7 protein-coding genes are annotated in these 15532 nt (G+C 58.4%); 5 read left to right on the top strand and 2 right to left on the bottom strand.

Going from position 1 to position 15532, the window contains the following annotated elements; genetic code table 11:
- The first annotated feature begins 75 nt into the window (after positions 1-75).
- The 4 genes from SH410x_RS02990 to clpB all read left to right on the top strand — a co-directional run bounded on the left by SH410x_RS02990 (position 76) and on the right by clpB (position 8608).
- Complete coding sequence (locus tag SH410x_RS02990; protein WP_473674473.1) at positions 76-1119, top strand: HlyD family secretion protein; 1044 nt, start codon at positions 76-78, stop codon at positions 1117-1119.
- Complete coding sequence (locus tag SH410x_RS02985) at positions 1119-3335, top strand: site-2 protease family protein (RefSeq protein WP_473674471.1); 2217 nt, start codon at positions 1119-1121, stop codon at positions 3333-3335. Before SH410x_RS02990 ends, SH410x_RS02985 begins: the two co-directional genes overlap by 1 nt.
- A 436-nt stretch (positions 3336-3771) precedes the next feature.
- The gene (dnaK, locus tag SH410x_RS02980) at positions 3772-5703 is read left to right on the top strand and encodes a molecular chaperone DnaK (RefSeq protein ID WP_473674469.1); all 1932 of its coding nucleotides are present in this window, start codon (positions 3772-3774) and stop codon (positions 5701-5703) included.
- 229 nt (positions 5704-5932) lie between these two features.
- Positions 5933-8608: an ATP-dependent chaperone ClpB gene (gene clpB / locus SH410x_RS02975; protein WP_473674467.1), complete on the top strand. Its 2676-nt coding sequence runs from the start codon at positions 5933-5935 to the stop codon at positions 8606-8608.
- 141 nt (positions 8609-8749) lie between these two features.
- Here the strand turns inward: clpB and SH410x_RS02970 are convergent, their stop codons facing one another.
- Together SH410x_RS02970 and ligA are read right to left on the bottom strand one after the other, a co-directional pair.
- Positions 8750-10237 (bottom strand): DUF1570 domain-containing protein, encoded by a 1488-nt coding sequence (locus SH410x_RS02970; RefSeq protein WP_473674465.1) that lies wholly within the window; start codon positions 10235-10237, stop codon positions 8750-8752.
- A 175-nt stretch (positions 10238-10412) separates the two neighbouring features.
- Positions 10413-12494: an NAD-dependent DNA ligase LigA gene (ligA, locus tag SH410x_RS02965; RefSeq protein ID WP_473674463.1), complete on the bottom strand. Its 2082-nt coding sequence runs from the start codon at positions 12492-12494 to the stop codon at positions 10413-10415.
- Between the two features lie 603 nt (positions 12495-13097).
- On the opposite strand from ligA, the gene glgX reads away from it, so the two are divergent.
- The gene (glgX, locus tag SH410x_RS02960; RefSeq protein WP_473674461.1) at positions 13098-15188 is read left to right on the top strand and encodes a glycogen debranching protein GlgX; all 2091 of its coding nucleotides are present in this window, start codon (positions 13098-13100) and stop codon (positions 15186-15188) included.
- Positions 15189-15532: the final 344 nt, after the last annotated feature.

The raw sequence follows: 15532 nt of genomic DNA, 5'->3' as shown, positions 1-15532 counted from the left end.
GCTCCCCGGGGATCGTTGCCAACCGCAGCGAAGGCTGGGCGGCTAATCAGATCCGGCATCTTCGTTTCCCTGACATTGCTCCCATGGGCCCGCGTCGGTGCGGAACCCCCGGTCTCGACTCGCACCATCGACGGTCTCGTCGTTGTCCTGGTGGACGAAGCCTCCATCGCTGCCACCATTGAAGGCTCGGTCAGTGAAGTCGTCGTCGGCGAGGGGGACGCCATCGCAGCGGGCGATGTCATCATCCAACTCGATGATCGCAAGGCACGCCTGGAAGAATCCTTGGCACAGCGTGCGGCGGAAATCGCGAATCATCGACAGACCGAGACCAGCGAAGTGGATGCGGCCAAAGTAGCTGTCGCCGAACAGGAGCAAATGATTGCCGAGCATGAGATTCGCAGCGAACTCAATCGCCGCCGCGCCGCCAATGAGCTCAAGGTCAAAGCCGCCGAGAAGGCCGAACTGGTTGCCAACAATGAGTGGCAGCGAGCCAAGGCGGCCCGCCAGAATTTTGCCGATGCCGTGTCGGACTCTGAAATCGAAGGACTGCAACTCGCCTACGAACGCAGTCAACTGGAAACTCGCGAAGCGATCTTTCAAATGGAGATGGCAGCGATTGACGTCCGGCTCGATCAAGCCATGGGCAAAACGCTGCAGTGGCAACTCGAGTCCGCGAGTGTGGCTCTCCAAGCCGCACGATCGGCGGACGAGGTGCGGAAACTCGAAACGAAAATCCAAGGCCTGAAACTAGATTTGGCACGCGTTGCCAGTGACGACCACCACATCCGATCTCCCATCGATGGGATCGTCGTTTCCATTTCAGCGCAGGTGGGCGATTGGGTGCGTGGCGGACAAGTCGTTGCCCGTATCATCGGCCGAGAACGCTTGCGTGCCGAAGGCTATGTGACGTCCGAGCACGCTGAGGGGATGCGAGACGCACGCGAGGTGAGCGTCTTGGTTGCCAACGGCGATGGCACGAACGTCAGACGCGACAGCGTCAAGCGGTTTGTTAGCCCCGAGATGGATGCGGTGACCGGAGAAGTCCGAGTCTGGATTGAATTCGACAATCGCGACGGCAGAGTCTACCCCGGATCGAAGGCCTCGATCGAGGTTCGCTAATGTCGATTCCCCTTTTACAATTGCGTCCCGATCTGATCATGCGGCGAATCGCCCTGCGCGATCGCTGCGTGTGGGTCCTGAAGGATCCTCTATCGACGCGGTTTCATTTTTTTGACGACGCTGAATTTGCGATCCTGCGTCGACTGCGCGGCGGCGTTTCGTTCGCCGACCTGGCGGCTCGTTACCGCGATCGCCTGCCGCCCGCCGTCCTGGCCGAATTCCTCTCCTCAGCCACCCGGGCGGGCATCCTCCTGACTCCTGATGGCATGCCAGCATCACCGGCCTGGCGGCCTGCCCGGCAGCTCCATCGTCCCGCGTGGTGGGAGAACCCACTGGCGATTCGGATTCCGGGGATCACGCCTGACCGCATCGGCCTTTCTAAGATCTCGTGGAAAAGAATGATGCCTGGTCGCTCCGCGAATGCGGCGCCGGGCGTGGGCTCTACCGAGCGAAAGACGAGTCCTCTCGTTATCAGCGCCATCGTCGCGATCAGTTGCCTTGCCTTCTTAATCATCATGCTACGGCAACAAGACTTTATCGACGATTTTGCGGCGGCAAGTTCGCATCTGGTCGCGTCCATGACGGCGCCAGCGAACCCGCTCGTGGCCCGGTCCCTTGGCAGCACACTTTTTGTATTTGCCATTGCGATTGTCGTCACCAAGATCTTTCATGAAATCGCTCACGCCTGGGTGTGCCACCGACTCGGCGGCCGGTGCCGTGAGATCGGCATCCTGCTGTTATTCGGGATCCCCTGTTTGTACTGCGACGTCAGTGATACATGGCTGATGCCTCGACGCCGTGATCGGGTTCTCGTATCCGCGGCAGGCGTGATCGCCGAATGGATCGTTGCCGCTGTTGCCGTCATCGTGTGGGCGATGACACAGCCGGGACTGCTGCATGATGTCGCGGCGTTAATCGTTGTCGTGGCATCCGTGAATACGTTCTTGGTCAATGCCAATCCACTGCTGCGATACGATGGCTACTACGTGCTTTCCGATGCAGCGGGCGTACCGAATCTCGCGGCCGAAGCCAACTCAGCGATCCATCGAACATGGGCAAAATGGACCCGTGCCGAGGGCGGTGACACTCCATCGGCGTCGCCCCCGACATGGTTGGTTGTCTATGGCGTGGCCAGCAATCTGTACCGCCTGTTCATTTTGGGCGTAATCGGCTGGGCGGCGTTCTCGTTCTTGAGTGTTTCGATTGGCTACGGGGCTGCGTTACCGATTGTGTTGGTACTGGGGTTCATCCTGTTGAAACAGCGTTGGTCGAACCTCATCGCGAGCGGACCACACCCCCAAACATCTCGGCAAGATCGCTGGCGGGGAAGCGTTCTAACCGGTGCGATCCTGCTCGGGATTCTCTTGCTGATCTTGGTGCCGCTGCCGCACAGCCTGCGGGTCGGCGCCCTCATCCGACCGCTCGGTGAGCGTCCCATCTTTGTCACAACCCCAGGGATCATGCTACCGCGTGAATCGAAGACTGAGGTGCGACTGGATGATTGGCAGCTACGATTAAAAGAGCTTGCTTCGCGAGGGCGGATCACGGAACTGGAAACCGAGTTGGCTGCCAACCGCATCGATCGCATCGATCGCCCCGCTCGATCGTTGATCCAACCGATCCTGGCCAACCAAATCGCCAGCGAGCGGGAGAACCACGCGACGCTGGCCGGTCGCGTTGATCAGCTCACCCTGGCGATCGATCCGCTGGAGAAACTGTTCCCACCACCGCCGCGTCACGTCTCGCGCCAGGAACGAATCGCTGGCCGGTGGGGATGGACCGGCACACCGCTGAAGCCGGGCAATGTGGGCGCGACGCTGCGACAGGGTACGCTCGTCGGCCGCGCGGGCAGTCCAGATCGCCGCACCGCGTCACTGTACGTACCCGAGCAATCCATCGGCGAAGTCCGGCTCGGACAATCCGTGACACTGGGCTATCGCGGCTTGCCCCACGGTTCGGTTCGGGGGCGGGTTGCATCGATCTCAGCAGACCCCGTCGACAACGCGCCCGAAGAGATTCTGGCGGCGGGCTGGATGAGCAGTGAGCAAGCTGTGCACAGCGGCACAATCCCTAATGTGGTTCACTACGAAGTCATCGTCACGCTCGAGCACGCCCCGCGGCGCGCCGCGTTCCCGTCACGGCTCGTGACAGCAGCCCGCATCCAATTTCCCGCCAGTTCATTATGGTCCCGCTGGCGAAGATGGTTCTCGCAGTAGCGACTGCTTCACCGCGTCTTTCCCTTCGTCGAGAGAGTGAGAACGAAGCGGGACCTGGAACGCAGCCAGGGTCAAACGTGAGCATCAAGCCTGCGACAACTGCCGTTTTGACACACTCCCTATTTGTCCGGGAACGGGCGCAGCGCGGGACTGCCAGTTTTGCCACTAAAACTTTTTCATTGGCAGCATCACGCCATCCCCCCCTGTAAAACGCGGGTTTTTCAACAGGGTGTCGGTTTGGCATGGGGTTCAATTTGACGTAATTCCTCGCTCTGGCACAGTTCTTGCCATTCCCTTATCTCGTTGAAAAAGTCTGACATCCTGATCAACCAGCGTTCCCGGGCACTACCGGCTCGCTGATACCCTATAAACCACCACTTCCTAAAACAAACTAGCCTCGCGTGCTGCGGGGCCCCAGCTCCGCGGAGAAAACATTATGGCACAAGGCGAAAAAATCATCGGCATCGACCTCGGCACCACGAACAGCGTCGTGTCGATCATGGAAGGTAGCGAGCCGAAGGTAATCCCGAACGCAGAAGGCAACCGCCTCACACCGAGCGTCGTGGCCTTTACCGACAAGCAAGAAACCATCGTTGGCGAACCGGCCCGCCGCCAAGCCGTCACCAACCCCAAACGCACCGTCTACTCGGTCAAGCGTTTCATGGGTCGGCGACACAACGAAGTCGAGTCGGAAGAGAAGATGGTGCCATACGGTATCACCGGAGGTGCGGGCGACTACGTGAAGATCCAAGTCGGCGACAACGAATACACGCCGCAGGAAATTTCGGCCAAGGTGCTGCGGAAACTCAAAGAGTCCGCGGAATCCTACTTGGGACACAAGGTCAACAAAGCCGTCATCACCGTGCCCGCATACTTCAACGATGCCCAGCGTCAAGCGACCAAGGACGCTGGCCAGATCGCGGGACTGGAAGTGGCGCGGATCATCAATGAACCTACCGCTGCGGCACTCGCTTACGGTTTGGATAAGAAGAAAGACGAAAGCATCATCGTATTTGACCTCGGTGGTGGAACGTTCGACGTTTCGATCCTCGAGGTTGCCGACAGTGGTGATGAGGAGCAAGAGAGCCGCGTCTTCCAAGTCATCTCGACCTCGGGTGATACCCACCTCGGCGGCGACGATTTCGATGCCGCCCTGATTCACTATGTCGCCGACGAATTCAAGAAGGACAACGGCATCGACTTGCGTAACGACGCGATGGCGTTGCAACGACTACAAGAAGCCTGCGAGAAAGCCAAGAAGGAACTCAGCACGCTGCCGGAAACCGACATCAACCTGCCGTTCATCACGATGGACGCGTCCGGTCCGAAGCACTTGACGATGAAGATCACGCGATCGAAGTTCGAAGAACTGATCGACAAACTCGTCGATCGCTGCCGCGGTCCCGTCATGCAAGCTCTCAAAGATGCCAACATGAGCCCGAGCGACATCGATGAAATCGTGTTGGTCGGTGGTAGTACCCGCGTGCCGAAGGTACGCCAAGCTGTCAAGGAAATCTTTGGCAAAGAGGCTCACCAAGGCGTTAACCCTGATGAAGTCGTGGCCATTGGCGCAGCGATCCAAGGCAGCGTTCTGGCTGGGGATCGTACCGACGTGCTGCTGCTCGACGTCACACCGCTGACCCTCGGTATCGAAACTGAAGGTGGTGTGATGACCGCGTTGGTCGAGCGCAATACGACAGTGCCGGCGGAAAAGAAAAACGTGTTCAGCACCGCCGCCGACAGCCAAACGGCCGTCACGGTCCGAGTATTCCAAGGCGAACGCAAAATTGCGAACGCCAACCGTCTGCTCGCAGAGTTCAACCTCGACGGGATCCCACCGTCGCCACGAGGGGTCCCGCAAATCGAAGTCAAGTTTGACATCGACCAAAACGGCATCCTTAGTGTGTCGGCCAAGGAACTCAAAACCGGCAAGGAAGCACACGTCGAAATCAAGGACAGTGGTGCGTTGTCGGATGATGACATCGCCCAAATGAAGAAAGACGCTGAGGCGAATGCCGAAGAAGACAAACGTCAGTTTGAACTCGTCGAAGCCCGCAACAAGGTCAGCCAACAGGTCTATCAGCTCGAAAAACTGATGACTGAGAACAGCGAGAAACTCACCGATGCCGACAAGGCACCGATGAATGCTGCTATCGAAAAGGTCAAGAAAGCCGCCGAAAGCGACGACTTGGCTGCGATCAAGTCCGCTTCGGACGAACTCGATGCCGCCTCGCAAGCCTTCAGCAAGGTCTTGTACGAGAAGACCGAGGCCGCCGGCGAATCCGCTGGTGGACCCGCTGCGGGTGCAAACGCTGCAGGCGGTGATGACGATGACGCGGTCGACGCGGAATTCGAAGTCAAAGAGTAGAACTTTTAGCAAATGCTACGGGCTATCGGCCCGTAGCATTTGGCTCTTACTGAGTAGGCGTGTCTCTCCGAGACACGCGTTCGAGCCTCGCGGAGGCTCGACTACTCGTGGCGAGGGATCTATCTATCGCTCGCCCGGGACAACGTCCCAAGCTACAGATCCAGCCGTATTCATTGAATGCATCTCAGGCTAGTGGCCCATCGCTAGCCGCTTACTGCGGAGCAGTCCCATGGCGTTTCGATTTGATAAACTGACCACCCAAGCTCAGAACACGGTTGCCGAGGCGCAAGCCCAGGCGACTGAGGCAGGGAATGCTGAGATCTCGCCTCTGCATCTGCTCGTCGCCGCACTGGCACAGTCCGGCGGCATCACCAAACCGATGCTCGACAAGCTCAGCGTTGATACAAAGTCGCTGCAGGCGTTGGCCACCAGCGAACTGGAAAAACTACCTCGCAGCAGCGGGGGCGGACAGCCACGAGTGAGCTCGAAACTGCAAGAGGTTTTCCAGGCCGCCGATGAAGCGGCCAAATCGCTCAAGGACGAATACGTCAGCACCGAGCACCTGCTGCTCGGCTTGGCGAGGGTCGAAAACACAGTCAAGAATTTGCTGGCGATGTCCGGCGTCACCGCAGACGATTTACTCAAAGCGACCAGCGAGATTCGCGGTTCGGCGCGGGTGACCGATCCCAACGCGGAGTCGACCTATCAAGCTCTCGAAAAATACGGCATCGACTTAACTCTGCTCGCCGAAACCGGCAAACTCGATCCGGTGATCGGTCGCGACAATGAAATCCGCCGAGTCATCCAGGTGCTCTCACGGCGGACCAAGAACAACCCGGTTCTGATCGGCCAACCCGGTGTGGGAAAAACCGCCATCGCCGAAGGACTCGCGCTGCGAATTTTTGAAGGCGACGTGCCACAAAGCCTCAAGGGCAAACGAGTGATCTCGTTGGACATGGGGGCATTGGTGGCCGGGGCGAAGTTTCGTGGTGATTTTGAAGAACGACTCAAAGCGGTCCTCCGTGAGGTCAAAGATTCCAAGGGCGGCGTCGTGCTGTTTATCGACGAACTGCATCTCGTTGTCGGGGCTGGCAATGCCGAAGGGTCCGCCGACGCGGCCAACCTGCTCAAACCCGAACTGGCCCGCGGTACCCTACGCTGTATCGGCGCGACCACCCTCGACGAGTACCGTCAACACATCGAGAAAGACGCCGCGCTCGAACGACGTTTCCAACCCGTATTCGTCGGCGAGCCCAACATCGAAGATACGATCGCGATCCTGCGTGGATTGAAATCTCGCTACGAATCACACCACGGCGTGCGGATCACCGACAGTGCGTTGGTCGCCGCGGCCAATCTGTCGAGCCGATACATCGCCGATCGCTTCCTGCCCGACAAAGCGATCGACCTGGTCGACGAAGCCGCCAGTCGCTTGGCAATGGAAAAGGAATCTGTCCCGGAACCGATCGACCGCTTGCAACGTCGTCTCCGTCAACTCGAACTCGCCCATCGCCAACTCGTCGATGAAAGCGAAGCCTCGGCAGTTGAAAAACGCACCGAAGTCGAAGAGGAAATGGACGAGGTGAAGGCCGAACTGGCTAGCCTGCGTGAGCAGTGGGAAGCCGAGAAAATGGGCCTCGACGATGGTCAGTCAATCCGCCAGGAAGCTGAGCAATTGCAACATCGCTTTGCCAAACTGGATTCCGAAGCGAAAGAGAAACAACTCCGCGGCGAGAGCCCGGAAGACCTCTACCGCGAAATGCTGCAAGTCCAAACCCGTCAGCGAGAACTGCAAACTCGCATCGAGGAATTGGAAGCCGCCGAATCCGAGAAAGCGGCATCCCAATCCGGTAACGCCGGGGACGCGGGAGACGCGGGCAAGGACGATCGGGAACACCGCCGACTGCTCCGTCAAGAAGTCACCGAAGAAGAGATCGCCGAAGTCGTCAGTACATGGACCGGAGTTCCGGTCTCGCGGATGATGGAAACCGAACGGGCAAAACTGCTCGTCATGGAAGAGCGACTGCACCAACGCGTGATCGGGCAAGACGAAGCCGTCACCGCGGTGTCCGACGCCGTCCGCCGCAGCCGTAGCGGATTGCAAGATCCGAATCGCCCAATCGGCTCGTTCCTATTCCTCGGGCCGACCGGCGTGGGTAAGACGGAGCTGTGCAAGGCACTCGCAGAAGTCATGTTTGACGATGATTCGGCAATGGTACGAATCGACATGAGCGAGTTCATGGAACGGCACAGTGTTTCGCGTTTGATCGGTGCCCCTCCCGGCTATGTCGGCTATGAAGAGGGCGGCAAGCTCACCGAAGCGATCCGACGCCGCCCCTATGCGGTGATCCTGCTCGACGAAATGGAGAAAGCCCATCCAGACGTATTCAACATTCTACTGCAAGTCCTCGATGACGGTCGGCTGACCGACGGCCAAGGCCGGACAGTCGATTTCACCAACGCCGTCATCGTGATGACCAGCAATGTCGGCAGCCAGATGATCCAGCGAGTCACCGAAGAGGGCGGTGGCGAGGACGAGATGCGAGCGGGAGTGCACGACGCCCTGAAGGCGCGTTTCCTACCCGAGTTTCTCAACCGCGTCGACGATATCGTGATCTTCCATCCTCTCCAGCAGACGCAGATCCGACGTATTGTTGAACTGCAGCTCGATGAACTGCGTCGCCGCTTGGCCGTCAGCGGTCTGGCGCTCGAACTCACCCCCGCCGCAGTCGATGAAATCGCCGCGGTCGGCTACGACCCCGCCTACGGTGCCCGGCCACTCAAGCGGGTCATCCAGCGCGAAGTGCAAAACCCGCTCGCCAGCGCATTGCTGAAGAATAGCTACCCAGAAGGCTCGACAATCCAAGTCGACTTCCGCGACGGAAGCTTTGTATTCAACGGGTAGGGCCGGTTCCACCGGCCACATGGGTGGGAGAATCGATTCCATCGGGAACAAACGGGGCGATGTCCGGTAAGAACCGGCTCTCCCCGCTTTTGATCAGCGGCGTGCCCCGCCCGATTTTCGGATCATCCGACGGTGGATAGGTTACGGTCGACTCTCGGCCAGTCGTTCCATATCCGTTCGTAGCGTACGCATGTAGCGTCGCCATTCCATTTCGAGTTTGGTCCGATCACCAAAGCATTCATCGAATATAGATAACAACTTTTCGGATCGCTCTTTCAAAATCGCGGCTGTCATGTCGCCTTCGTGTTCCTCCAACTGACCTACTTTCTTGTAATACTGCATGAGCTCCATGAAGTGCTCATTGAACAGAAAATGAGTCAGCGCCCACGCTTGACCGTAGGCGGGTAGTTGGTCGCCCAGAGCGGTTTCGACCAAGAACCCCAGATCCGAGACGATGAACTCGAGGCTGCCACGATGCGGGTCGCCCTCGAGCACGCGGTAGTAACTGATCCGACTCGAATCAACCACTCCCACACCGCTCCACTTGGCAAGTTTGGCGGACTCGAAATAGGAGGCCATGCCTTCGTGGACCCAGCGCACAAAAGCACCGTCCCGGGGGAAGACGCCGGTATTGGCGGCGAGGTGATGGATCGCTTCGTGCGAAACGGTCGATACATCTTCGCTCTCACGCGTGATATCAATCAACAGCTCAATCGTCTTGGCAAACCGGATCAATTGACCGGCGCCGGGGCCGCGGGTCTGCTTGGCAGTCTCTCGTAGTTTCACGAGCTGACGGTCGAGCTCCATCAGGACTTGGAATTCTTGGGAAGTGCCAGAGTCGTAGAACATCGAGATGTTCTCTTTGGGCAGGTAGAACCCGGATGTCTGTTTCAGCGAGCCACCGAGTCGGCGTTCCATCTGCATGAAGTCGGCTTGCCGGCTGAACAGCACCACTTCCAAAGGTTTGTTGGGCGGTCGCAGAAAGACGCCTTCAAAGGCAAACGTCAATAAGTAGGATTCGTATACCTTTTCGAGGAGTTCTAACCGCATCTCGGCCCGCGTTTTGTGGGTTACCTCATCAGTGGCCGTGTTCGCATCATGCAGCAGCAAGAAGTGTTTGCTACGGGTTGCGACCATGCTATCGCTACCGACAAACTGCCGAGCGTGTTGCTCGACCTCAGGGTTGGCAGGGACCGAATGATTAATGTATCGCATCAAACCCGCCAGCTTGACCAGCCGTTCGTCGCTGGAGTCAATCTTCCACGCCACGCTCAACAGGGACTTGGACTCGTCGAGCATGCCGTTCTTGAGCGCCCACTGGGCTAGCTCGAGAACCTCGTTGACGTCGCCCGATTTGCGGACTTCGCGGAGCCGCTTGGCATAGACGCTCTGCGGCGTCGGGCTCTTGAGAACCTGTATGTCCTGCGCACTGAAATGCAGTGAACCGCGAGGGTGCTGGTGCGTCACATTACCGCCCGCGTGATACGTCACCGAGCCCTCGAGTAACAGCTGCAGAGGCGTGCCGGGCAATTGATAGACGGTGTAATCAGCTTGGGCCGTTGAGCAGAACCCGGGCAACAGCAGGCCGATAGCAACAGCAATGCTGTAAAAAAGGGCGGGGCGTGGCATGGTTCGGAGCCCTTGAGCAAGGATCATGGCATTTGTCGATTGGCGTTGCAACTTGAACGATCACGCGAATGTCTTGAACTCAATAGAGTATCCGCATCGTCATCGGTCGAATCGTGTCGGGGCAGACGCTTTTGGCTCGGAGCGCCGAGCGACAATTCAGCCCATCAGCCAATCGCTACAGAGACTCGTATCGTGAGCGGAATTCGTCTTCGCTAATGACTTCGACGCCGAGACCCTCTGCCTTGTTCCGTTTACTGCCAGCTTTTTCTCCCGCGATCAGGAAATCCGTACTCTTGCTGACACTACTCGCCGCCCGTCCACCAAGCTCCTCGATTCTCGCTTTGATCTGGTCACGGGTGTAGTGGGTGAGCGTGCCGGTGGCGACGACAACCTTACCCGTGAGCGGTAAATCGCCCTCTCCCGCAACGGACTCCGGCGGTTCAGGTTCACTCAGAACAACGTCGGCGGACTGTAGGTCGGCGAGCACCTGCCCGCCATGGTTGCTGTGCAAGAAACGGGTCAAGCTCTCAGCAATCCGCTCACCGATCTCGTGGATCGACGCAATCTCTTCGGCCGTGGCAGCTTGCAATTGTGCGAGAGTCCAATACTTGGCTGTGATCAATTTCGCCACGCGAGGTCCGACGTGGCGAATGCTGATCGATGACAGCACGCGTGCGAGGCCCCGGGTGCGACTGGCGTCGATCCCCGCGATCAGATTCTCCGCGTTCTTGCGACCGAACTGCACGTCGATCAACTCATCGCCTTTGCCCTTTCGCTGACGCGGCCACGTCAGGCCCGAGAGCGTGTCGAGATCGAGGCGATACAGATCCGCAAAAGAGGTCACCAACTTTTTCTGTAATAACAGGTCCACGACCTCCTCGCCCAATCCATCAACATCCATGCCTGCACGACTGCCAAAGTAAACCAGTCGTTGGCGTAGCTGGGCAGGGCACAACGGATTGGTGCAGCGGATATAGACGCCCCCCTCGTCACGCGTCAGCGGCTCGCCGCACTCGGGGCACTCTGTTGGAAACACATACTCGGGCAGCTCATCGGTGCGTTCATGTTTCTCCACCCGCACGACCTTGGGAATGATCTTGCCCGCCTTTTCAACGACGACGAGATCCCCCACGCGAACGTCCAAACGCTCGATCTCGTCAGCATTGTGCAGCGACGCACGCGATACCGTCGTCCCGGCAATGTCCACCGGTGTCAGATACGCCACGGGCGTGATCGTGCCCGTCTTGCCGACTTGCACTTCGATCGCCTCGAGCCGTGTCGTGGCTTCGTAACGCTCGAATTTGTATGCGATCACCCAACGCGGGCTCTTGCTGCGTACGCCGAGCCTTTCGCGTTGGGAGAATGAGTCGACCTTGAACACGATACCGTCGACTTCAAAAGGCAGGTCGGGCATCTCTTCCTCGAGCTTGGCCACGGCATCGAGCGCCGCCTGGATCGACTCCAGCCGCACGACATGGGGTGTTGCTGGGACACCCATCCGTCGCACCCAGTCGAGGAATGCCATGTGGTTGTCGGCATCGACCCCGACCAGTTCACCACTGCCGTGGCAGAAGAACCGCAGTTTACGGGCGGCAGCGACTTTGGGGTCGAGCAGCCGGATGGTTCCGGCCGTCACATTGCGAGTGTTCTTGTAGGGTTCTGCCCCCGCCTCGGCTTGCCTCACATTCAGATCCGCAAGATCGGCATCGGTCATGTAAATCTCGCCCCGCAATTCGGCGACCGCCGGCGGTGCGTTGGTCTCCAACTTCAGCGGCAGGTCCCGGATCGTGCGGACATTGTGCGTGATGTCGTCACCGACCACACCGTTGCCCCGCGTCAGGGCCAGCACGAGGCGCCCATCTTCGTAGCGAATCGAACCAGCGACCCCATCGATCTTGTACTCCATCACCCAGGCCACCGTTTCCCCCTCGGCGAGCGAGGGGGCCAGCGACTTTTCGATCCGCTCCATCGCAGCCTGCAGTTCGGACCGACGATAGGTATTGTCGATAGAGAGCATCGGGACGCGGTGCTCGACCGAGACCAGGTGCTCGACGATGTCCCCGCCGACACGCTGGGTGGGCGAATCCGGCGTGGCGAATTCGGGGTGCTCTCGTTCGAGACTGACCAGCTCTGCCATCATCTGGTCGTACTGCAAGTCCGAAATTTCCGGCGCCGAGTCCTGGTAGTAGAGCCGGTCGTGATGGCGAATTTGCTCGACGAGCTGTTTGATCCGCTGCTGAATTGAATAGTCCACCATCGCGACTAAAATGCCTATTCTTTACGAGTACTTAAAGAGGAAATCGATCGTCCGCTGGAAATCTTACCCGCGCCCGGCGAACCGTGGGGAGGTAATTCCCCACTAGGGGTAATTTAGGGACGGTAGCAGTGTTCCCCACCGAAACACGTGATTTCGTTCTCGGTTTCGCCCGCTGGTGGAGATAAGATGCGATTCCTCAGACATTTTTACTATTCCTTCATATTAAGGAGATTGTTCCCGAGTTATTGGGATGAATGCGTTCATCCCGGCAGGGTTCCCCCCCTCCGAGCAGACCCCACTATTGGCGTTTGAAGGGCTGGATCATCCCCATCGATTTGCGGGAGTGGTTTATCCGTCACGGCGCTCATGAATTACCTGGAATGAACCGATTGCCTTATTGGAGTGCATGGTCGCCCCGCGTGCCGATTTTGTGGTTTCGCAGGGCGGTTTTGCGGCTTCGGCCGGAACCGGGTGATAGGGTTGATCTGACGACTGGAACCTAACCGGACAGCCGGCGTAATGAGTGCCCACGACATTGGGTTCGTGAGGCAAACTGATTCGCTCGGCCGTTCCGATCTGAATGACTCAAGGAGCGATCTTTCAATGCTGATGCGACAACCGTGCCCTGATCTACAATTTGCTTACGCACCGCCATTTGGGGCGACGCCTTCGGCGGCCGGTACACAATTTTCTGTGTTCAGCCGTTCGGCGACCGAGATGCGATTGCTGCTCTACAACAAAGTCAGCGATCGGGAACCGGCGGAGATCATCGATTTCGATCGCGAGACCGATCGCTGGGGCGACGTGTGGAGTTTGCAAGTTCCCGGAATGGAAGCGGGTGGACTTTATCATTTCCAAGCCAGCGGTCCTTGGGAGCCGGAAAACGGACATCGTTTCGACGCCTCAGCACGTCTGATCGACCCTTATGCGCAAGCGCTTGCAGGCACCTACCAAACCGGTAAAGACGGCTTGGTCCGTCCACCCAAGTGCGTCGTCGTCGACCACTCGTTTGACTGGGAAGGCGACCGACATCTCCGCCGCGAGATGAGCGAGACGATCATTTACGAAATGCACGTCAAGGGATTCACCAAGAGCCGCACCGCCAAGGTATCCGCGCCGGGTAGCTACCTCGGTGTGATTGAGAAAATCCCGTACCTGAAATCGCTCGGCATCACCGCGGTCGAGCTGATGCCGATCCACGAATTCCCCATTCTCGACCCGCATGGCAAGAAACTCGAACGCCCGAACTACTGGGGATACGACCCCATGGCGTTCTTCGCGCCCCACCGCGGCTACGCCCAAGGCAAGGCCCCTGGCGCGCAGGTGAACGAGTTCAAACAGATGGTCAAGGCCATGCACCAGGCGGGCATCGAGGTCATCCTCGATGTGGTCTTCAATCACACCTGTGAAGGCAACGAGAACGGTCCGACTCTGTCCTTCAAAGGCCTCGAAAACCAGGTCTACTACATCCTCAGCGAAGGTCAGCACTACTGCAATTACAGCGGTTGTGGCAACACACTCAATGGGAACCATCCCATCGTCCGCGAGATGATTTTTCATTGCTTGCGGCATTGGGTACACAACTACCATGTCGATGGTTTTCGATTTGACCTCGCCAGTATTTTCAGTCGCGATCGTACCGGGAACCTGATCCCCAACCCTCCTATCGTGGAAATGATCGCCGAAGACCCGATGTTGGCGGACACCAAAATCATCGCGGAAGCCTGGGATGCGGCCGGTGCCTATCAAGTCGGCAGCTTTGGCAACCATCGCTGGGCCGAATGGAATGGACGCTATCGAGACGACGTCCGCGGCTTCTGGCGGGGTGACGGTGGGACGCTCGGCCCCCTAGCAACACGACTGGCCGGCAGCAGCGATCTGTACGAACACGCGGGACGCCCTCCCTTTTGCAGCATTAACTTCATCACCAGCCACGACGGCTTCACGATGAACGACATGGTGTCGTACAAAGACAAACACAACGAAGCCAACAACGAGAACAACTGCGACGGCGACAACCACAACATCAGCGACAACTATGGTGTGGAAGGGCCGACCCGCAAGAAAGCAATCGCCACGATTCGCTCTCAGCAGGTCCGCAATATGCTGGCCACGCTATTGGTCAGCCAAGGCGTTCCCATGATCGTCAGCGGTGATGAAGTTCGCCGCACGCAAAAGGGCAACAACAACGCCTACTGCCAAGACAACGACATCTCTTGGTTCGATTGGCGGCTGGTGGAAAGGAATGCAGACCTGACACGTTTCGTCAGCGCACTGATCCAATTCCGCAAGAACCAACCGACAATCCGGAGGAAAGAATACCTGACGGGTCGACCGATCGACGGCCGGAAAGTTCCGGATGTTTCCTGGTATGACACGGAAGGCAACTCGTTGCACTGGGACCAAGGAATGCTGGCCATGACAGCCTATATTGCCGCCCCAAGTCGCGCCGACGACCTGGAAGGCCTGGGCCGCGATTTGGTCATCATGTTCAACAGCACCGGAGACAACCTCGACTTCGAACTGCCCTCGATCGGTCGCGGTGTGGTGTGGAATCTATTCGCCGACACCGCCGCAATTCCACCGAAAGATGTCTATCCCGACATTGATGGCCCTGTCGCGCCATGCAACCGGATCATCGACATGCCACGACATTCGATGAAGATCTACGTCTGCAACGCACAGCTGACGTAGCAACTCAGCCGCGGGCGTCCGCCCGGTGAGTGCTGGCGTGTCGTGAAATCACGCGTTTTGCAACGGCAGCATCTAGCCTGCCGCGTTAGCCCTGTGGATTACTCCACTGTCTTGATCCTGACAGGATCACGTTAATGAGCCGGTGGTTTGAGTCGCAGCGAACACAGTCCCTTCGGGGGCAGCAATCGTGTTGTTCCCCCGTATCGGGCAGTGTTCGCTTCACGCGACTGCCGGCCAATTTCTTGAGCGTCTTCGGTGCGATGCGAAAACGGGGGCGCACCCAGGGTGTGAGCCCCGGGTTGAGCCCCGGGCGTGAGCCCCGGGTTGAGAGCTTGCAATTGACT

The sequence above is a fragment of the Rhodopirellula sp. SH410 genome (assembly GCF_055811895.1).
Note: the sequence above shows the minus strand (reverse complement) of the source record. Positions and strands in the feature narration are given on the sequence as shown.

Bases quoted from the DNA above. Each gene is read 5' to 3' on its own strand.
- SH410x_RS02985 (WP_473674471.1), top strand. From the start codon at position 1,119: ATGTCGATTCCCCTTTTACAATTGCGTCCCGATCTGATCATGCGGCGA.
- dnaK (WP_473674469.1), top strand. From the start codon at position 3,772: ATGGCACAAGGCGAAAAAATCATCGGCATCGACCTCGGCACCACGAAC.
- clpB (WP_473674467.1), top strand. From the start codon at position 5,933: ATGGCGTTTCGATTTGATAAACTGACCACCCAAGCTCAGAACACGGTT.
- SH410x_RS02970 (WP_473674465.1), bottom strand. From the start codon at position 10,237: ATGCCACGCCCCGCCCTTTTTTACAGCATTGCTGTTGCTATCGGCCTG.
- ligA (WP_473674463.1), bottom strand. From the start codon at position 12,494: ATGGTGGACTATTCAATTCAGCAGCGGATCAAACAGCTCGTCGAGCAA.
- glgX (WP_473674461.1), top strand. From the start codon at position 13,098: ATGCTGATGCGACAACCGTGCCCTGATCTACAATTTGCTTACGCACCG.